The sequence below is a fragment of the Antarctobacter aquimaris genome (genome assembly GCF_900184945.1).
GTDB lineage: Bacteria > Pseudomonadota > Alphaproteobacteria > Rhodobacterales > Rhodobacteraceae > Maliponia > Maliponia aquimaris.
The window spans coordinates 219,395-238,080 of record NZ_FXYF01000002.1 but is presented as its reverse complement, the minus strand read 5'-3'; the positions used below and the strand labels follow the sequence as shown (position 1 = coordinate 238,080).

Here is an 18,686-nt window from a genome sequence, read left to right as displayed (position 1 = left end):
GGATCCAACTTTCGGCTGGAAACTCCGGCGGGGGCGCGACATACTCGGCAAAACGAGGGCAGCCCGGCGCGCGGGCTCGGAAAGAACAAAGGCAATTCAATGGCTTCCGATAGACAGAACTTGCAGGACGCTTTTCTCAACCATGTCCGCAAGACCAAGGTCCCGGTCACCGTCTTCCTGATCAACGGGGTCAAGTTGCAGGGTGTCATCACCTGGTTCGACAATTTCTGCGTGTTGTTGCGCCGCGACGGGCAGTCGCAGTTGGTCTACAAGCACGCGATTTCCACCATCATGCCCAGCCAGCCGATCAACCTGTATGACGGTGAAGAGGGCAATTGAAGGAACATGCCCCGCCGGTGACCCGCGCCTGGGTCCTGCATCCCGACATGAAGAACCAGCCCGACCGGCGCGACGCCAGGCTCGCGCTGGAAGAGGCGGTGTCGCTGGCACATGCGCTGCCCGGGCTTGACGTGGTCGGCGCCGAGGTGGTGCCGCTGCGCGATCCGCAGCCGGGCATGCTGTTCGGCTCGGGCAAGGTGGCCGAGCTGAAGGAGCGGCTGGGCGAGGCCGAGGTCGAGCTGGTGCTGGTGGACGGCCATGTCTCGCCGGTGCAGCAGCGCAACCTCGAGAAGGAGTGGAAGCTCAAGCTGCTGGACCGCACCGGGCTGATTCTCGAGATCTTCTCGGACCGCGCGGCGACGCGCGAGGGCGTGTTGCAGGTCGAGATGGCGGCGCTGTCCTACCAGCGCTCGCGCCTGGTGCGGGCCTGGACCCACCTGGAGCGGCAGCGCGGCGGGCTGGGCTTTGTTGGCGGCCCGGGCGAGACGCAGATCGAGGCGGACCGCCGGGCGATCGACGAACAGCTGGTGCGGCTGAAGCGGCAGCTGGAAAAGGTCGTCAAGACGCGCGAGCTGCACCGCAAGGCGCGGGCCAAGGTGCCCTATCCGATCGTGGCGCTGGTGGGCTACACCAACGCCGGCAAGTCGACGCTGTTCAACCGGCTGACCGGGGCCGAGGTCATGGCCAAGGACATGCTGTTCGCCACGCTGGACCCGACCATGCGGGCGGTGCACCTGCCGACCGGCGCGGACGTGATCCTGTCGGACACGGTGGGGTTCATCTCCAACCTGCCGACCGAGCTGGTCGCCGCCTTCCGCGCCACGCTGGAAGAGGTGCTGGCGGCGGACGTGGTGGTGCATGTGCGCGACATCTCGCACCCCGAGAGCGAGGCGCAGGCCGAGGACGTGCGGACGATCCTCGACAGCCTGGGGGTGGATGAGCAGACGCCGCAGATCGAGCTTTGGAACAAGATCGACCGGCTGGAACCCGACGAGATGGAGGCGATGCGCCTGCGCGCCACGCGGCTGGAGCGGGTGTACCCGGTTTCGGCGCTGACCGGCGACGGGCTGGACGGCTTCCTAGAGGCGGTGACGCAGGCGCTGGGGGACGAGCGGCGCCTCGAGGACCTGGTGCTGGGGTATTCCGACGGGCGCAAGCGGGCCTGGCTGTTCGAGAAGGGCCTGGTGGAGTCCGAACGGCAGGACGAGGACGGCTATCATCTGTCGGTGCGCTGGACGGCGCAGGACCGGGCCAGGTTCGAGGCGCTGGGGCAGGGGCGCTGACAAGGCCCTTCGAAGGGCCTTGGGGAACGCCTTTGAAAAAGGCGTTCTGAAGCGTTTTCGAAAACGCTTGGAAGCGGTTTGCAAACCGCTTGGGAAAGCCGCTTCGAAGCGGCTTTCGGCGCAGTGTCCGCAGGTCAGATCGCGGGTGTGTCGCGGCGCAGCAGCGCCTCGGCGACCTCCAGCCGGCGCGTTTGCCGGATGGAGGGGGTGAGGGGCGTGTTGGCCCAGACCCAGAGGCAGAAGCAGCCTTGCAGGGCCAGGCGCACCTGCGGATCGGTGCCGGTGTCGCCGTAGGCTTGGCTGAGCTGCGTCGCGGCCTGTTCGCCGTCACCCGGTCCCTGCGTCCGAAGGTCCAGCGCCAGGGTGAAGAGATCGCGCAGCGGTTCGTCCTCGCGGCTGTTCTCGAGGTCGATGCCCCAGACCGTGCCGTCGGTGTCCAGGATCAGGTTCGACAGGGTCATGTCGCGGTGGGTGACCGCGCGGACCGTCGCGTGGCCCGTCGCGGCCTGGGCCAGCGCCGTCACCCGCCGCGCGGCGGCGGTGAAGCCGGGCAGGTCGGGGATGGTCCGCGCGCCGCTTTCCCCTGCCGCGACCAGCCGCGCCAGCCAGTTCACCTGCCCCGTCGGGTCAAAGGCGCAGGTGCGGCGCGTCAGCCCGTGATAGGCGGCGAGCCAGCCGCCGGCGGCCTGCGGCGCGCGCGTGTCGCTGTCAGACCAGAGCGCGGCGAGGTCCTGCCCCGTGACCAGCGGCATCGCCAGGACTCGCGCCTCGGCATCGAAAAACGTCACCCCCGGCACGCGATACGGTCCGTCGCGCAAGCTGCGCGCCACCTGCCGCTGGCGCCGGGCTTGGCGGGCGGCGCGCTCGGCGGCGCTCTCGGGCCAGAGTTTCAGCAGAACAGGTCCCGCAGCGGTCTGGGCAGTGAAGAGATGCGCCTGTGCCGGACCTTCGCCCGCCCTTAGCAGTCGCAGCCCGGTGCCGCCGCCGTGCCGGGCCAGCGCGTCACCCGCGATCCGGAGTGCCGCGTCCGGCGTCAGCCTCACGGCTTGACCAGCCGCGTGATCCCGACCGAGGCGGCGCGCGCCAGGTCCACGTCCAGCGACATGGGGATGTATTCGCCGCGCCGCCAGAGCTGGCCGAGGTCGTCGTAATGGCGCGACAGCGGGTGACCGGACTGGCCGGTCGCCGTGATGAAGACCGAGCTGTCCGGGTCGGCGAAGTCATACACGCCGCGGTAGCCCGCGCCGTGCACGTTGGCGAAGGGCTCTGGCCCGTCGCCCGCCGTCACCCCGCGTTGCAGCGTGTGGTCGCCGCCCGAGGTGGTCTGGCGGATGTTGACGAAGTACTTCAGCAGGGGGATTTCGCCCAGCACCGGGTGTTCGTGTGTGACCATGTGCGCATCGCCCCAGCGCAGCGATTCCAGCGCGTCGCCGTAGGTCTCGCCGATCCAGACCAGCGCATCGTCCAGCGCCAGGCGGGAAATGTCGGTGCAGGTCTCGACCACGGCCGAGCGGATCACGTCGCACCAGGCGCTGGCGCCGTCCACGTCGCGGAACACCCGTTCGATGAACAGCGGCTCGACGTGGTCGAATTCCTCGGCCAGCGGGCCGAGATCGTCCTGGATCAGCCGGGTTTGCAGGGCGCGCAGCCAGGCTGCATAGATCAGCGGCTCGGGCATGTGCTCGTTCATCTCGCCGTTCCAGTTGGCCAGCAGGTCCAGCGCGCGCTGGCGCTGGCGCTCCGGCGTGCCCAGCGGGGCGGCCGACCCCGTGAACCACAGGTCGCGGCCGATCAGCGGCAGCAGGGTGCGCGCGGCGGGCGACACGGTGTCCAGCTGCGCCTCGATGAAGCTGTCGCGGGTGTGCACCTTGCGGCCCTGCATCAGTGTCTGCCAGCGCTGCACGCGCTGGCTGTCGCCCCAGTCATAGCTGACGTGCATCGGAAAGGGGCGGTCCACGGTCTTGTTGTTGGTGTTGCCGACGATGCCGCCCTCGGGGGCGAGGAATTCCGGGTTGGCGGATGCCGGCAGGATGCCCTGCCAGCGGTTCGTCGCGATCCAGCCGCGCGAGGGCAGGCGGCCCAGGCTTTCATGCGCCGGGTCGCGGCGGGGCATGGCGCCGACCAGCTTCATCGCCACGGTGGTCCTGTCGATCAGCGTCAGGTTCTGCGCCGGGGTCACGTAGAGCGGCGCGAGCGCCAGCGCCTCTTCGACCGAAGTGGCCATCATCAGCCCGATCGCCGCCGTGGCCGTGGTGTCCTGCTGCGACAGCGCGGTCCAGGCCAGCGAGACGACGTGCCCGGCCGGGGTGATGGTGTCGAGGTTGAACTGCGAGCCGGGCAGCACCGGGCCGTTGTCGGTCCAGCGCAGGGTCAGGGTGACGGGGGTCTCGTCCTTGATGCGGATGATCGACTGCCGCGTCTCGAAGGGTTTGAAGCCGTCGGGGGTGCGGTACTGCTCGGGCGTGGCAGGGTCGATCTCTTCGAAGTAGAGGTCCTGGTCGTCGAGGTAGGAGGAGGTCACACCCCAGGCGAGGTGTTCGGACCGGCCGATGACGATGTTCGGCGATCCGGGGATCGTGGCGCCGATCACCCCGCCCGAGGACAGCTGGAGCCGGGCGAGATACCACATCGTCGGCGCGGTGAAGCCGAGGTGCGGATCGTTGGCCAGCAGCGTGCCCTTGGAGGCCGAGCGGTCCGGCGCGGCGGCCCAGGCGTTGGACGCGCCGGCCAGGCCCACCGGGTTGACCGGCATCAGGAATTCGCCGCCGCGCGGCGTGCTTTCGGCATAGCGCGGCAGCGGGCCGGGGGCGAGGTCGGCAAAGGCGGGCAGGGCGGCGACGGGGTCGCCGGGCATGTCGGGCAGCAGGTCGCGCAGCCGCGCCTCGTCGCCCAGCAGCAGCGAGGTGCGGGCGCGCAGCACCTCGGTGCCGACCTGGCCGGAGAGTTCCAGCGCCATCAGCTTGAGCACCGCCAGCGAATCCGCCGGCTGCCAGGGCGCGATGTCGGCGTCGAACAGGAAGTATTCCGGCGCGCCGCGGCCCTGGCTTTCGGCGTTGATCTCGGCGATGCGGGCGTTGACGCCGGCGGCATAGGCCTCGAGCGCGTCGAGCGTGCGGGCGTCCTGGTGCGCGACCGAGGCCTGGGCGGCACTGTAGAGGTCCAGCCGGCGCAGCAGCGTGTCGGTGCGCAGGGTGCGGCGGCCGAATATCTCGGACAGGCGGCCCTGCACGGTGCGCCGCATCACCATCATCTGCCAGAGGCGGTCCTGCGCGTGGACGTAGCCCAGCCCGAAAAAGGCGTCGCGGTCCGACAGCGCCATGATGTGCGGCACGGCCGAGTTGTCGCGCACGATCTCGATGTCGGCGGTGATCCCGGCGACGGGGCGCGTCGCGTCATACTCGGGCAGGGAGCGCGAGGCGAGGTAGTAGACCAGCGTGCCGCCGACCACGATCACGAAGATCGCGGCGCTGGCAAGACGCAGGAGCCACTTGAACAGAACCGCCATTTCCCTCTCCGTCAACTTGGGCTAGGTCGGATCGCATCGCATTAACTTGCCGGGCCTGCAAAGCCAAGGGGCGGGCCGGACACGGAACGGGGAGGTTTCACATGGCAAAAGTCGCATTTCTGGGTCTCGGGGTGATGGGCTATCCGATGGCGGGCCACCTGGCCAAGGCGGGGCACGAGGTCACCGTCTACAACCGCACCTTTGCCAAGGCGGAGAAATGGGTGGCCGCGCATGGCGGGACCGCCGCGCGCACCCCGCGCGAGGCGGCGGCGGGCGCCGAGTTAGTCATGGCCTGCGTCGGCAACGACGACGACCTGCGCGGCGTCTGCATCGGCGCGGACGGCGCCTTTGCCGGGATGGCGGCGGGGGCGACATTCGTCGACCACACCACGGTGTCGGCGCAGGTCACGCGCGAGATGTACGCGGCGGCGGCAGAGGCGGGGCTGAGCTTTGTCGATGCGCCGGTGTCGGGCGGGCAGGCGGGGGCCGAGAACGGCCAGCTGGTGATCATGTGCGGCGGCGACGCGGCGCGCTATGATGCGGCCGAGCCGGTGATGATGGGCTATGCAAAGCTGTGCAAGCGGCTGGGCGAGAGCGGGTCGGGCCAGCTGTGCAAGATGGTCAACCAGATCTGCATCGCCGGGCTGGTGCAGGGCCTGTCCGAAGGGCTGCATTTCGCCGAGAAGGCGGGGCTGGACGGCGCGGCGGTGGTCGAGGTGATCGGTGGCGGCGCGGCCGGGTCGTGGCAGATGGTCAACCGCTACAAGACGATGATCGCCGACGAGTTCGAGCATGGCTTTGCGGTGGACTGGATGCGCAAGGACCTGAACATCTGCCTGCGCACCGCCGACGAGAACGGCGCCTCGCTGCCGGTCACGGCGCTGGTCGACCAGTTCTACAAGGACGTGCAGAAGATGGGCGGCGGGCGCTGGGACACCTCGTCGCTGCTCAAGCGGCTGCGGGCGCTGGACTGACCCTGGTCGAGGGGCGGGGAAACGCCTTTCGAAAGGCGTTTCAAAGCGGTTTCGAAACCGCTTTGGCGCCCCTGATCCCCGGGCGGACCGGATCCGGCCGGGGGAAAAACGCCCTTCGAAGGGCGTTTGGCGCGTCGTCGGGGGCGGCAGCGCACAACCGACGCGGGACGGACCTCCCGGCGGGGCGGACATGGCCTATTGTCATTCCCCTCCCGCTGCCGTTATGGTGCCGGTCAGGCCGCGCTCACTCGATATTGACCCGCGCCGTACAGTTTCGCTGACCTTGGATTCCCGAGACACGGGGTCCCGGGCAGACCGATCGGGCCACATGGCCAAATACACCGCCCGGACCGCGACAGGCGACGGGCTCAACACATTGGCGCCGATACGGGTTCAGGCCCGGCTTGTGCGTCGGAGAAGAACCGCGATGACGCGCGCGAACGACATGAGGCATGCGGCAGGGGGCAAACGCTCCCGCCATGCCACAGCGCACCATCTCGCCCAGACAAGACATGCCCCAACCGCCGGTCTCCCGCCAGGGAGGCCGGCGTTTCGCGCATGCATACGGACAACATGGCAAAGAAAATGCTCATCGACGCCACCCACGCGGAAGAAACCCGCGTCGTGGTGGTGGACGGAAACAAGGTCGAGGAATTCGACTTTGAATCCGAAAACAAGCGTCAGCTTGCAGGCAACATCTATCTAGCCAAGGTCACGAGGGTCGAACCCTCGTTGCAGGCGGCATTCGTCGATTACGGCGGCAACCGCCACGGCTTTCTGGCGTTCTCGGAGATTCATCCCGATTACTACCAGATCCCCATCGCCGACCGGAAGGCGCTGATGGAGGAAGAGGCCGAACTCGCCCGCGCCGCGGCCGAGGAAGAGGACAAGCCCAAGAAATCGCGCTCGCGCTCGCGCAAGAAATCCTCGTCGCGGTCGTCTTCGGCGGCGCCCGCCCCGCAGGACCGCGCACCGCGCGAACCCAGCGGGATGGAGACCATCGACCTGGACGACGACCTCGAGGCCGGCGATCCCGGCGAGGGGCTGTCGCCGATGGAGACGGTGCACGAGACCCCGGTCGAGGAACCGCAGGACGCCCCGGCCGAGACCGTGGCTGACGTTCCGGCAGAAGCGACCCCCGTGGACACCGCGCCCGAAGCGGTCGAATTGGCCGAAGCGGCGGCCCCCGAAGCGGCACCCGCCGAAGCCGGCCCGGTCGAAAACACCCCCGAGGCGGATGCCGAGGAGACCCCCGTCGCCGAGGCCGCGCAGGACGACGCCGCCCCCGAGGACGAGACGACCCCGCCGCGCCCGATCGCGCAGGACGCCGGTGACGACGACATGGTCGTCACGCAGGACCTCGACGAGGACGACGACGAGGACGAGGAAGACGAGGCCGACACCGGCGACTCCTCGATCGAATCCGTGGCCGACGACGACACCCAGGAAGACATCCGCCCGGTGCGCAAGCCGTCGCGTGCGCGGCGCTACAAGATCCAGGAAGTGATCAAGGTCCGGCAGATCATGCTGGTCCAGGTCGTCAAGGAAGAGCGCGGCAACAAGGGCGCGGCGCTGACCACCTACCTCAGCCTTGCCGGCCGCTACTGCGTGCTCATGCCCAACACCGCGCGTGGCGGCGGCATCAGCCGCAAGATCACCCAGGCCGCCGACCGTTCCAAGCTCAAGGAGATCGCCCAGTCGATCGACGTGCCCAAGGGCGCCGGGCTGATCATCCGCACCGCCGGCGCCAAGCGCACCAAGACCGAGATCAAGCGCGACTACGAGTACCTCCAGCGCCTCTGGGAGCAGATCCGCGAATTGACGCTGAAGAGCATCGCGCCGGCCAAGATCTACGAGGAAGGCGACCTCATCAAGCGGTCGATCCGCGACCTCTACAGCCGCGAGATCGACGAGGTTCTGGTCGAGGGCGAACGCGGCTACCGCGTGGCCAAGGACTTCATGAAGATGATCATGCCGTCCCACGCCAAGAACGTGAAACACTACCATGACCAGATGCCGCTGTTCGCGCGGCACCAGGTGGAAAGCTACCTGTCGGGCATGTTCAACCCGACCGTGCAGCTGAAATCCGGCGGCTACATCGTGATCGGCGTGACCGAGGCGCTGGTGGCGATCGACGTCAACTCGGGCCGCGCCACCAAGGAAGGCTCGATCGAGGAGACCGCGCTCAAGACCAACCTGGAGGCCGCCGAGGAGGTGGCCCGCCAGTTGCGCCTGCGCGACCTTGCGGGCCTGATCGTGATCGACTTCATCGACATGGACGAGCGCAAGAACAACGCCGCCGTGGAAAAGCGCCTGAAGGACAAGCTCAAGACCGACCGCGCCCGCATCCAGGTGGGCCGGATCTCGGGCTTTGGCCTGCTCGAGATGTCGCGCCAGCGCCTGCGCCCCGGCATGATCGAGGCGACGACGCAGCCCTGCAGCGCCTGCCACGGCACCGGGCTGATCCGTTCGGACGACAACATGGCGCTGGCGATCCTGCGCCAGATCGAGGAAGAGGGCACCCGCCGCCGGTCGCGCGAGGTGCTGGTGAAATGCCCGATCGGCATCGCCAACTACCTGATGAACCAGAAGCGCGAACACGTCGCCATGATCGAGGGACGCTACGGCATGTCCGTGCGCATCGAGGGCGACGCGCACCTGGTGGCGCCGGACTTCACCATGGAGAAGTTCAAGACCGCCACGCGCAACGTCCCCGAGGTCACGGCCCCGGTGGTCTCGGCCAGCGCGCTGCTGATGGACCAGGTCGACGAGGACGCCGAGACCGACGAAGACGAGGACGAGATCGAGGTCGAAGCCGAGGCCGAAGAGACCCAGGCCGAAGCACGTCCCGCCACCACCTCCGAGACCGGCGACGACGGCAAGCCCAAGAAGCGCCGTCGCCGGCGGCGGCGCAAGCCCAAGTCGAAGGACGGCAGCGATGCCGCCGAGAACGGCGACAGCGACAGCGACAACGGCGCGGCTGACGACGACCAGGACAACGGCGACGACAGCGAGGACGACCTGGCCCCCGACGAGGTGACCGAGGCCGCCGAAGCCCCGGCCGACGAGGACGCCGAGAAGCCCGAGAGCAAGCCCAAGACACGCTCCCGGTCGCGGTCCCGGTCGCGCTCGCGCAGCAAGACCTCGGACGAGGCAGATGCCGCCGAGACCCCGGCCGAGCAGCCGGAGGTGGCCGAGGCCGCTGCGGCCGCAGCGGTCGAGACCCCGGCCCCGGAGCCGGTCAGCGCCGAGCCGGTCGCGGCAGAGGCCGACGAAGCGCCCGCCGCCGACAGGCCCAAACGCGCCCGTACCCGCCGCAAGGCGTCGGACGTGATCGCCGCGGTGGTCGGCACCCCGGTCGCGGCCAGCGCGCCGGAACCGGAAGAGGCCGAAACGACCGAACCCGAGGCCGCCGCCGAGCCTGCCGAACCGGAGGAAGCCGTCGTCGCCGAGGCGCCCGTACCGGAACCGGCCGAGGAGCGCCCGGCGCCCGCGCCCGAGCCGGAACCCGCCGCACCCGTGCAACAGGCGGAACCGGCCGACACCGCCGACGACAAGCCCAAGCGTCGCGGCTGGTGGTCGCTGGGCGGCTGATCCGCGCACATGGTCAGACCAATGAAAAGCCCCGCACGCACGCGGGGCTTTTTCTTTTCGTGGCGCGGGGTGGCGATAACGACACAACAGCCCGGGCCGCCAGGGGCGGGCGGAGGGTACAAAACGAATGCTGCGGCCAGCATGGATGGCGGGCAACCGCAGGGCGCGGGATTTGCATGCTCTGGCAAGCCCCCGACAGCGAACATCCATGACTGGTGCGGCGAACTGGTGCTCCGAGCCCAAATCGACCGATGCCGCGCCGAAGATGAACGGCAGCAACGTGTGGATGGCGACCCTTGCGCCATGATCTGTCGTCGCCCCCGAACGCAGGCGCCCCGAAACCGACGCGCGCATAAATGGGGCGCTGCCACGCGGCACAGGCTTGGTTCAAATGGCTGCGGCAAACGGTAGACCACTGCGCCATCCTTTGGCTTTCCGAAAACCTGTCGCGCCTGACGGACGCGATCCTTCGTTCAGCCTCAGTTTCGTCGAGACCTCCGCCTATTATCAAATGCCAGTGGTGTCTTGATGAAGGATGGTGGGAATTTGTTATTCGTTTTCTATGCTCTGGGCCTGACGGTCTGGATCGGTATCCTGGTGATCGTTTTCCGCGTCCTGCACGAAATGCGCGCGGCCGCAGCGGTCGAGCGCGCGCTTTCGGATATCGGTTTCAACCCACGTGAGGTCTACAACGAAAGCCTCAAAGTGCTGGAAAGCCACTCGGGTGCCTGGAGGACTGCCGTGTCGGGCGGGAAACCAGGCAAGACCGAAGGCGACATGTCACAAGAGCCCCTCGCCGCCCTTTTCTTCTTTGTGAACCAAGCTGGTTCGGAGGGGCTGAGCGATTTGAAACCGGATTTTTTCGTGCGCCAGCGTCTCGAACCGGTCTCGGTCCTGCAGCTTCGCGCGATCCAGCTTTTCGTGGCGTCTGCCGAATTGCCTGAGGCGGAATATCAAGAAGTGCGCCGCCAGATGTCGCGTCGTCAGCGGAACTCGGCAGACAAAATCCGGTCAAGCTGGCACGGCCGCATTTCCGCCCGCATGAAGGGGGTTGCGCAGACAAAAGTGGCCCTCGAGGAACAAAGTCGCCAAGCCGATCTGTGGCGGCAAGAACGTGCAAACCCTGCCCTGGGCCAGAATCTGACCGACTGGTTATGCGCGCAGAGCCCGGACGTGTGGCACGAGCTATGCATCAGTATTGATTGGCCGGGGAGTGCAGCAGCCGAGCTTGTGCCCTTTGTCGAATGGCTGATCGCCCGGCCCGACGTCGACCGAGGGTCGGTTCTAGTGCTGTTGGCGCAAGCGGTCGGCGATGCGATCGACACCGAATCCTACGAGGTGCACGACTGCGCGCGCAACCGGGTCTGGATGAAGGCCGCGCACGATGGTCTTAGGAATGGGTTTTATGCCCCGATGCAGTTGGCGATCCCGCCGTTGGGCAGACAATTTGCAGAGATCTTGTTCGAGCCCGAAAGAGCATGCGCATGGGCGCTCCCGCAGATGGATCTGGACCAGACCCCAACGCGGCCACATCATTCCGAGTATGTCTTTATCGACAATCGACCGGTCGAAAGTCTTGAGACCTGGAAAGCCAAACGCTCCCCGTGAACTGAAACACTGACCTTGCCGGAAGCGCGCCTTGCCTTGAAAGCCGGCGCGCGACGAATATCGGCACATGGAGTGCGTCGCTCCGGCCGCATGCCTCAGCGGAGGTGCCGCACTTGCATCGGCACGCTTCCCGCCCGACCTGCATGCGCACCCTTGGCATGCGGCTCGGCAAATGTAGGTCGGCTCTGGTCTGACAGTGTTCATCGAAAGCTGCGGGGGCGGTCATCTTCGTCCGCATGTCCGCCGCTCGACTGACGCTGTGCGGAGGTCTGCTGTGACCAGCCCGGCCGATATGCTCCATGCCGGTGTCTCACCGGACGCGGATGGGGCCATTGCCGCGAAAGGGGCACCAAAGGCTTGCACAGTCGGCAGTCCGGGCGCCAAACCTCCGCAGAGGTCTTCGCGGCGCCGTCATGTCACGTGACCACCGGCGTTGCCAAGATGCCGATCCGGGGCCGTTCATTGACGACGACGGGCCGGACCCATGCGGGTTTTTCCGGTCTCTGCTGGCGGGGCGTTTCCTGTCCAATGGAAAATTCGCCTCTGCAAGCCATTGAAGACGCATCCTCAACTCGCTGACCGCGCGGGCATGACCGCACCGCTCACCCCTTGCGGATCGTCCAGGTGATGACCTTGCCCTCCGCGCTATGGCCCACCAGCACGTGCCCCGCCTCGGCGCAGAAATGCGGTACGTCGATCACCGCCGCCGGATCGTCGGTCATCAGGGTCAGCACCTCGCCCGGCGCCAGCGCGTGCAGCCGCTTGCGGGCCTTCAGGACGGGAAGCGGGCACAAGAGCCCGATGGCGTCGAGTTCATGGGTCATCATGCGCCCTGATCTAGCGCCGCGCGGGGCGCTTGAAAAGGGACCTGCCATACGAGGATGTGACAGTCAGGCCGCGTGACCTTGGCCGCGCTTTCGCCTATGTCCAGCTCATGTTCGGAATCGAGATCATCGACGCGTCGCTGCTGCCCGCCATGTTCGTGGCGCTGCTGGCCGGTTTCATATCCTTTCTCAGCCCCTGCGTGCTGCCGGTGGTGCCGCCCTATCTCGCCTACATGAGCGGTGTGTCGATGACCGACCTCGGCCAGTCCAGCCGCAAGGCGGTGCTGGCGGCGCTGTTCTTCGTGCTGGGGCTGTCCACGGTGTTCCTGCTGCTGGGCATGGCGGCCTCGGCGGCGGGGCGGGCGCTGCTGGCCTGGCAAGGCTGGTTCAACACCGGCGCCGGCCTCATCGTGATGATCTTCGGCGCGCATTTCGTCGGCCTCTACCGGATCGGCTTTCTCGACCGCGAGGCGCGGCTGGACGCGGGCGACCGGGGCGGCAGCGCCTTTGGCGCCTACGTGCTGGGCCTCGCCTTTGCCTTCGGCTGGACGCCCTGCATCGGCCCGCAGCTGGGCGCGATCCTGTCGCTGGCGGCCGCCGAGGCCTCGCTGCCGCGCGGCACGCTGCTGCTGGGGGTCTATGCCATGGGGCTGGGCATTCCCTTCCTGCTGGTCGCGGCCTTCCTGCCGCGCCTCACCGGCACCATGGCCTGGATGAAGCGCCACATGGAACAGATCGAGCGCGCCATGGGGCTGCTGCTCTGGACCATCGGCCTGTTGATGCTCACGGGCGGCTTTGCCGACTTCTCGTTCTGGCTGCTCGAGACCTTTCCGGCGCTGGCCACCCTGGGCTGAACCCCAAGGTTTCTTCTGGCTGGAAATATCCCGGGGGTGAATGGCCCCGGACAAGGTCCGGGGACAGAGGGGGCAGCGCCCCCTGACTACGCCGCCACCGCCCGAACCGCCTTACTCTTGCCGGAAACCCGCGTTACGCTGGGCGAAACGATGAGGCGCGCAAGATGGCGATTGATCAGGCCGAGGCATCGCAGGACGTCCGCAGGCGCCGGGTCTTCTACATTCCCGGCTATGACCCGATTCATCCGCGCCGCTACCGCGAGCTTTACCGCAAGGAAGGCGCGGCGCAGGCGGCGATCTCCGGCTATGACCTTGGGTTGAAGCCCAAGCGCACCGGCGGGCTCTATGGCTGGCACGTCGAAAGCACCATCGCCGGGCAGCAGACACAGGCCGATGTCGAGGTGCTGGTCTGGTCCGACATCGTGCGCGACAGCATGTCCAACACCATCCCGGCGACCTATGCCCAGCTGGTCCGCACCGCCTGGGAATACATCGCCACCGGGGCGCTGTTCCGGCTGATGCTTCTGCGCAAGGGGCCGGTGATCGCGGCGCTCTATCCCATCGGGATGCTGCTGGTGCAGCTGGCGGTCGCCCTGCTGCTGGGCTGGGCGGGCTTTGCCCTGGCCGGGCGGTTGGCCCCCTGGCTGGGCGGCGTGGCCACGGGTCTGGGCCTGATCGCCTGGGGCGGCATCGCCTGGGCCGTGCTGCGCTGGTTCCGACAGAAGGACGGCAAGTTTTTCGCCTACTACCTGATGCACGACTACGCCTATTCGGCGCGCTACCGCGGCGCCAACCCGCCCGAACTGGAAAAGCGGCTGGCGCAGTTCCGGGCGATCATCGCGAGGGCGCTGCGCGAGGACGTGGACGAGGTGCTGGTGGTTGGCCATTCCTCGGGCGCGCACCTGGCGGTGTCGATCCTGGCCGACCTGATCCGCGCGGGCGAGGCGCCGGTGCGGGGGCCGAAACTGGCCTTTCTCAGCCTTGGGCAGGTGGTGCCCATGGTCTCTTTCCTGCGCGATGCGCACCGGCTGCGGGCCGACCTGCGCTATCTCAGCGCGCGGCCCGAGCTGACCTGGGTCGACGTGACCGCGCCGGGGGACGGCTGCGCCTTTGCGCTGTGTGATCCGGTCGCGGTGTCGGGGGTCGCCCCGAAGGACAAGCGCTGGCCGCTGGTGTTTTCGGCGCAGTTCACGAAATCGCTGTCGCCGGAGCGCTGGAAGGAACTGCGGTGGAAGTTCTTCCGCCTGCATTTTCAGTACCTCTGCGCCTTCGACCGGCCGCTGGACTACGACTATTTCCAGATCACCGCCGGGCCGATCAGCCTGGCGGCGCGCTATGCCGGCCGTCCGGCCTCGGCCAGCCGGATCGACGTGGCGGTGTCGAAATACACGAGCATCGCCGCATGATCCCGCCGAAACCGGCGGCGCGGCCGGACCGGGTGTCGCTGTGGCGCTACGTCAAGCTGTTCCGGCAGGACATCCTTTCGGCCCAGCCCGCGCGCCTGTACCGCGCCAAGATGGCCGAGTTCCGCACGCCCTTCTTCCGTTCCTACCTGCTGAACCAGCCCGAGCTGGTGAAGCTGGTGCTGAAGGACCGGCCGATGGATTTCCCCAAGTCGGCCCGCATCAGCGAAGGATTGCGGCCGCTGCTGGGCTCTTCGGTCTTTCTGACCAACGGGGCGCAATGGCAGCGCCAGCGGCGGATCATCGACCCCGCGTTTGAAGGTGGGCGGCTGCGCGAGACCTACCCGGCCATGTGGCAGGCTGCACAGGCGGCGCGGGCGCGTCTGGCGGCGCGGGTAGGCGCGGCGGTCGAGATCGAGGAAGTCACCAGCCACGCGGCGGCGGACGTGATCTTTCGCACGCTGTTTTCCATCCCGATCGAGGACGAGATCGCGCAGGCGGTGTTTCACGAGTTCCGCGCCTACCAGCGGACCCAGCCGATCCTGAACCTGGCCGCCTTCATCCCTTTGCCGCGCTGGATGCCGCGATTCTTTCGCCGCGACACCCGTGCCGCCGCCGCCCGCATCCGCGCCCTGATCACAAGGCTGACCGAGGACCGGCAGGCCGCCATCGCGGCGGGCACCGCGCCGGACGACCTGGCCACCAAGATCATGACCACGCGCGACCCGCAGACCGGGGAGCGGTTCAGCGCGCAGGAGATGGTCGACCAGGTGGCGATCTTTTTCCTGGCCGGGCACGAAACCAGCGCCTCGGCCCTGGGTTGGGCGCTGTACCTGCTGGCGACGCATCCCGAGTGGCAGGACAAGGTGGCGTCTGAGGCGCAGCTGCTGGAGAGCGGCGATTTTGCCCTGGTGTCGAAACTGCGCGTCAGCCGCGACGTGTTCCGCGAGGCGCTGCGGTTGTACCCGCCGGTGCCGATGATGGTGCGCGAAAGCGCCTGCCCGGAGCGGCTGCGCGACCGCGACATTCCCAAGGGCTCGCAGATGGTGCTCAGCCCCTGGCACCTGCACCGCCACGAAGGGCTGTGGGACAACCCCGACGGCTTTGACCCCGCGCGCTGGCAGACCGAGAACGGCAAGACCTGCGGGCGCGAGGCCTACATTCCCTTTTCCGCCGGGCCGCGCGTCTGCACCGGGGCGGGGTTTGCCATGGTCGAAGGCGTGCTGCTGCTGTCGCTGCTGCTGCGCGACCTGCGGGTGTCGCCGGTCGAAGGCCGGGTGCCGGTGCCAGAGGCGCATCTGACGGTGCGGGCGCGGGACGGCATCTGGCTGAAGGTGGAGCAACGGTAAGACCTTGCCGGGCCACCGGCCCCTGCGTCACATTTAGCGTTAACAGCCGCAAGGCGCCCTATACCGGGGCCGTTTGCTGCGCTATCGAAGGTCGCAACCGCCATTTCATCGCAACACACGAGGGTCACATGGGACTGGATGCCGCCACCTTTGCCAAGCAAGCCGAACAGATGCGCACCGGCGCGGGTTTCATCGCCGCGCTGGACCAGTCCGGCGGCTCGACGCCCAAGGCGCTGCGCCTCTACGGCGTGACCGAGGACATGTACGAGGGCGAGGACGCCATGTTCGCCGAGATCCACGAGATGCGCACGCGGATCATCACCGCCCCCGATTTCACCAGCAAGAAGGTGATCGGCGCGATCCTGTTCGAACGCACCATGCGTGGCCAGGTCGAGGGCAAGCCCACCGCGCAGGCGCTGTGGGAAGATCGCGGCATCGTGCCCTTTCTGAAGATCGACAAGGGTCTGGAGGCCAAGGCCGACGGCGTGCAGCTGATGAAGCCGATCCCGGGCGTCGAGGAACTGCTGAAGGAAGCCGCCGAGTTCGGCATCTTCGGCACCAAGGAACGCTCGGTCATCTTCGATGCCAACCCCAAGGGCATCAAGGCCATCGTCGCGCAGCAGTTCGAGCTGGGCAAGACGGTGCTGAAGGCCGGGCTGGTGCCGATCCTGGAACCCGAGGTCGACATCAAGTCAGCCACCAAGGCCGAGGCCGAGGAAATCCTCAAGGCCGAGATCCTCGCCCATCTCGACCAGCTGGCCGAAGGGCAGGACATCATGCTGAAGCTGACCATTCCCACCGTCGACGGGCTGTACGACGCGCTGGCCGACCATCCGCGGGTGATCCGCGTGGTGGCGCTGTCGGGTGGTTATTCCACCGACGAGGCCTGCGAACGGCTGGCGCGCCAGCCCAAGATGATCGCGTCGTTCAGCCGGGCGCTGGCCGAGGGCCTGACCAAGCAGCAGTCGGACGCCGAGTTCAATGCGGCCCTGGGTGCCAACATCGACAAGATCTACCAGGCCTCGGCCTGACATCCCGCGATTCCGCAGGCTACCGGGCCCCGCTTTCCTGACGGACGCGGGGCCTTTTCACGTTTTTCGCAGCTGATTCAAGATTTATCTGACGCCAGTCCAAGGGGTTACGCCGGACTGGCGGTTTTCCTCACCTGCGCGGTCCAAGGATTCAGGGCTATCTGGCGTCAGAGATTTGACTGTCGGCCAACGCACCAAAGGAATCGCCAGACCGGATTTACCAGGACGACAGGCAGACCCCGACGACCCCATTCAACCCAAGGAACAGACCCATGAACACCTTTGCAAAAATCACCGCCATCGCCCTTGCCCTGACCGCCGGCGCCGCCGCCGCCGAACAGGGGGACAAGATCACCGCCCTGGGCTATGGCCACACCCAGCAGCAGGCCAAGATCATCACCATCCAGACCTGGACCGTGGCGGCGAACGATGCCTACGGCTACGCCGACTGGAACACCGCCTATATCGGCCACATGGAATGCATCCAGAATTACGCCGCCGCGACCTCGCAGTACTCGACGCTGTCGCGCGAGGTGATCAAGGTCGGCGGCGACCAGAACGCGCCCTGGTCCTGCATCGTGAGCGGCTACCAGGACGTCCGGACCGGATACGACACCGGCTACACCGGACAACAGTACATCACGCCTGACTACAAGGCGCCCGCCTACCAGCCGGCCCCGGCCCCCGTCCACCGGGCGCCGATCTACAAGAATTCGGGTCACACCTCCGGCTACGTGTCCAAGTACTGAATTCGGGCAGCCCCACGCGCGGTCCCGTCCCCATGATCCATCCCGGGGCCGCGCGTTGTCCCGATAGACCCCGGCGCCTTCTCCCGGCGCCGGGGTCGCCTCGATTCCGTCAGCCGGACTGCCGCCGCCAGTCGGCCAGTGTCTTGCCCGGCTCGTCGACAAACAGGCCGGGCAGGGGCGACAGCGTCTCGATCCGGTCGATGCGCAGGCTGAGGAACGCCGCATCGGTTTCGTCCCAGGCGACGCAGGTCCAGACCCGCCCGAAATAGTCGATGTGCAGCGGTCTTATGTCGTGGCTGCGTCCCGAAATGCCGATGCGCAGGCGCTGGCGGGCGCGGATCGCGGCGCGGATCACCGGCATGTGGGCAAAGCCGCGCGCCGCCTCGGCAAAGGCATCCGTGGCAAAGCCGAAGGGCGCAGGCGCAGGGCCGGCGTCCTCGGGCAGCACCGCCTCGATCTTGGCCGCGAGGCTGCGCGCGGCGCGCGCCTGTTCCGGCAGGTCCGACGCCCCCAGCGCCGCCAGCGCCAGGTGCAGCGCCTCAAGCTCGGCCTCGGTCAGGTTCAGCGGCGGCAGGGTGATCGCCGCCTGGACCGTGTAGCCGTAGCCGCGCGCGCCCTCGACCGGGACGCCGGAGGCGGCCAGCACTTCCATGTCGCGGTAGATCGTGCGCACCGAAACGCCCAGGTCCTGGGCCATCGCCTCGGCGGTGTGCAGCTTGCCGTCGCGCAGCCGCTGCATCAGGGCGTAAAGGCGGTCCTTGCGATTCATGAGCGCTCCTTTGCCCATCATACTGACAAAAACCTGACAACTGACAACCTCATGACAAATCCAGTCGGAATTCAGGTGCTTTCGGTCCTTTTCCGCGCTGCGGAGAGCCTATAGATAGCCCCAGTGGCATACATCGCGCGGGCCCATCCGGGCGCCGCCCCCCTGAGGAGAGACACCATGGGTATCGGAAACATCGGCCTTCCCGGCCTCCTGCTGATCGCCGTCGTCGTGCTGGTCCTGTTCGGACGCGGCAAGATCTCGTCGCTGATGGGCGAAGTGGGCAAGGGCATCACCGCCTTCAAGAAGGGCGTGAGCGAGAGCACGCAGGAACTGGAAGACCAGAAGGCCGAAGAGGCCAAGGACGTGTCGCCGTCCAAAGAAAAAGACACGGACAAGGTGTAACA

Annotated in this window: 15 protein-coding genes; 11 read left to right on the top strand and 4 right to left on the bottom strand. The window is 67.5% G+C overall.

Going from position 1 to position 18,686, the window contains the following annotated elements:
* The first annotated feature begins 99 nt into the window (after positions 1–99).
* Together hfq and hflX are read left to right on the top strand one after the other, a co-directional pair.
* Positions 100–339, top strand: a complete 240-nt coding sequence (gene hfq / locus MAA8898_RS03875) for an RNA chaperone Hfq (protein WP_094019668.1) — start codon at positions 100–102, stop codon at positions 337–339.
* A 47-nt stretch (positions 340–386) separates the two neighbouring features.
* The gene (gene hflX, locus MAA8898_RS03870) at positions 387–1,622 is read left to right on the top strand and encodes a GTPase HflX (RefSeq protein ID WP_094019996.1); all 1,236 of its coding nucleotides are present in this window, start codon (positions 387–389) and stop codon (positions 1,620–1,622) included.
* A gap of 134 nt (positions 1,623–1,756) precedes the next feature.
* Here the strand turns inward: hflX and MAA8898_RS03865 are convergent, their stop codons facing one another.
* The gene (locus MAA8898_RS03865; RefSeq protein ID WP_094019667.1) at positions 1,757–2,665 is read right to left on the bottom strand and encodes a phosphotransferase family protein; all 909 of its coding nucleotides are present in this window, start codon (positions 2,663–2,665) and stop codon (positions 1,757–1,759) included.
* Positions 2,662–5,127, bottom strand: a complete 2,466-nt coding sequence (locus tag MAA8898_RS03860; protein WP_094019666.1) for a penicillin acylase family protein — start codon at positions 5,125–5,127, stop codon at positions 2,662–2,664. Before MAA8898_RS03860 ends, MAA8898_RS03865 begins: the two co-directional genes overlap by 4 nt.
* A gap of 35 nt (positions 5,128–5,162) precedes the next feature.
* Between MAA8898_RS03860 and MAA8898_RS03855 the strand changes: the two genes are divergently transcribed.
* From MAA8898_RS03855 to MAA8898_RS03845, 3 genes are all read left to right on the top strand, one after another.
* Positions 5,163–6,101 (top strand): NAD(P)-dependent oxidoreductase, encoded by a 939-nt coding sequence (locus MAA8898_RS03855; RefSeq protein ID WP_281252846.1) that lies wholly within the window; start codon positions 5,163–5,165, stop codon positions 6,099–6,101.
* Between the two features lie 573 nt (positions 6,102–6,674).
* On the top strand, positions 6,675–9,695 hold the full coding sequence (locus tag MAA8898_RS03850; RefSeq protein WP_094019995.1) for an Rne/Rng family ribonuclease: 3,021 nt from the start codon (positions 6,675–6,677) through the stop codon (positions 9,693–9,695).
* 528 nt (positions 9,696–10,223) lie between these two features.
* A complete protein-coding gene (locus MAA8898_RS03845; RefSeq protein ID WP_141194785.1) occupies positions 10,224–11,303 on the top strand; it encodes a hypothetical protein in 1,080 nt (359 codons plus the stop codon).
* Between the two features lie 602 nt (positions 11,304–11,905).
* Here the strand turns inward: MAA8898_RS03845 and MAA8898_RS03840 are convergent.
* Positions 11,906–12,127, bottom strand: a complete 222-nt coding sequence (locus MAA8898_RS03840; protein ID WP_094019994.1) for a sulfurtransferase TusA family protein — start codon at positions 12,125–12,127, stop codon at positions 11,906–11,908.
* A gap of 110 nt (positions 12,128–12,237) precedes the next feature.
* Here MAA8898_RS03840 and MAA8898_RS03835 point away from each other — a divergent pair, with 110 nt between their 5' ends.
* The 5 genes from MAA8898_RS03835 to MAA8898_RS03815 all read left to right on the top strand — a co-directional run bounded on the left by MAA8898_RS03835 (position 12,238) and on the right by MAA8898_RS03815 (position 17,513).
* A complete protein-coding gene (locus tag MAA8898_RS03835) occupies positions 12,238–12,981 on the top strand; it encodes a cytochrome c biogenesis CcdA family protein (protein ID WP_094019663.1) in 744 nt (247 codons plus the stop codon).
* 164 nt (positions 12,982–13,145) lie between these two features.
* Positions 13,146–14,387, top strand: coding sequence for a hypothetical protein (locus MAA8898_RS03830; RefSeq protein ID WP_094019662.1), 1,242 nt, complete (start codon positions 13,146–13,148; stop codon positions 14,385–14,387).
* A complete protein-coding gene (locus MAA8898_RS03825; protein ID WP_094019661.1) occupies positions 14,384–15,733 on the top strand; it encodes a cytochrome P450 in 1,350 nt (449 codons plus the stop codon). The genes MAA8898_RS03830 and MAA8898_RS03825 overlap by 4 nt, the downstream gene beginning before the upstream one ends.
* A gap of 128 nt (positions 15,734–15,861) precedes the next feature.
* Entirely contained in the window at positions 15,862–16,764 is a 903-nt protein-coding gene (locus MAA8898_RS03820) for a fructose bisphosphate aldolase (RefSeq protein WP_094019660.1), read from the top strand.
* A gap of 272 nt (positions 16,765–17,036) precedes the next feature.
* Positions 17,037–17,513 carry a hypothetical protein gene (locus MAA8898_RS03815; protein ID WP_094019659.1) on the top strand — a complete coding sequence of 159 codons (477 nt, stop codon included), beginning with the start codon at positions 17,037–17,039 and terminating at the stop codon, positions 17,511–17,513.
* A 109-nt stretch (positions 17,514–17,622) separates the two neighbouring features.
* On the opposite strand, the gene MAA8898_RS03810 is transcribed toward MAA8898_RS03815, so the two are convergent.
* Positions 17,623–18,282 carry a helix-turn-helix transcriptional regulator gene (locus MAA8898_RS03810; protein ID WP_094019658.1) on the bottom strand — a complete coding sequence of 220 codons (660 nt, stop codon included), beginning with the start codon at positions 18,280–18,282 and terminating at the stop codon, positions 17,623–17,625.
* A 177-nt stretch (positions 18,283–18,459) separates the two neighbouring features.
* On the opposite strand from MAA8898_RS03810, the gene tatA reads away from it, so the two are divergent.
* A complete protein-coding gene (gene tatA / locus MAA8898_RS03805; RefSeq protein WP_094019657.1) occupies positions 18,460–18,684 on the top strand; it encodes a twin-arginine translocase TatA/TatE family subunit in 225 nt (74 codons plus the stop codon).
* Positions 18,685–18,686 lie beyond the last annotated feature (2 nt).

Coding starts and splice junctions, on each gene's coding strand:
- hfq (WP_094019668.1), top strand. CDS start 100: ATGGCTTCCGATAGACAGAACTTGCAGGACGCTTTTCTCAACCATGTC.
- hflX (WP_094019996.1), top strand. CDS start 387: ATGAAGAACCAGCCCGACCGGCGCGACGCCAGGCTCGCGCTGGAAGAG.
- MAA8898_RS03860 (WP_094019666.1), bottom strand. CDS start 5,127: ATGGCGGTTCTGTTCAAGTGGCTCCTGCGTCTTGCCAGCGCCGCGATC.
- MAA8898_RS03850 (WP_094019995.1), top strand. CDS start 6,675: ATGGCAAAGAAAATGCTCATCGACGCCACCCACGCGGAAGAAACCCGC.
- MAA8898_RS03845 (WP_141194785.1), top strand. CDS start 10,224: ATGAAGGATGGTGGGAATTTGTTATTCGTTTTCTATGCTCTGGGCCTG.
- MAA8898_RS03840 (WP_094019994.1), bottom strand. CDS start 12,127: ATGACCCATGAACTCGACGCCATCGGGCTCTTGTGCCCGCTTCCCGTC.
- MAA8898_RS03835 (WP_094019663.1), top strand. CDS start 12,238: ATGTTCGGAATCGAGATCATCGACGCGTCGCTGCTGCCCGCCATGTTC.
- MAA8898_RS03830 (WP_094019662.1), top strand. CDS start 13,146: ATGGCGATTGATCAGGCCGAGGCATCGCAGGACGTCCGCAGGCGCCGG.
- MAA8898_RS03825 (WP_094019661.1), top strand. CDS start 14,384: ATGATCCCGCCGAAACCGGCGGCGCGGCCGGACCGGGTGTCGCTGTGG.
- MAA8898_RS03820 (WP_094019660.1), top strand. CDS start 15,862: ATGGGACTGGATGCCGCCACCTTTGCCAAGCAAGCCGAACAGATGCGC.
- MAA8898_RS03815 (WP_094019659.1), top strand. CDS start 17,037: ATGAACACCTTTGCAAAAATCACCGCCATCGCCCTTGCCCTGACCGCC.
- MAA8898_RS03810 (WP_094019658.1), bottom strand. CDS start 18,282: ATGAATCGCAAGGACCGCCTTTACGCCCTGATGCAGCGGCTGCGCGAC.
- tatA (WP_094019657.1), top strand. CDS start 18,460: ATGGGTATCGGAAACATCGGCCTTCCCGGCCTCCTGCTGATCGCCGTC.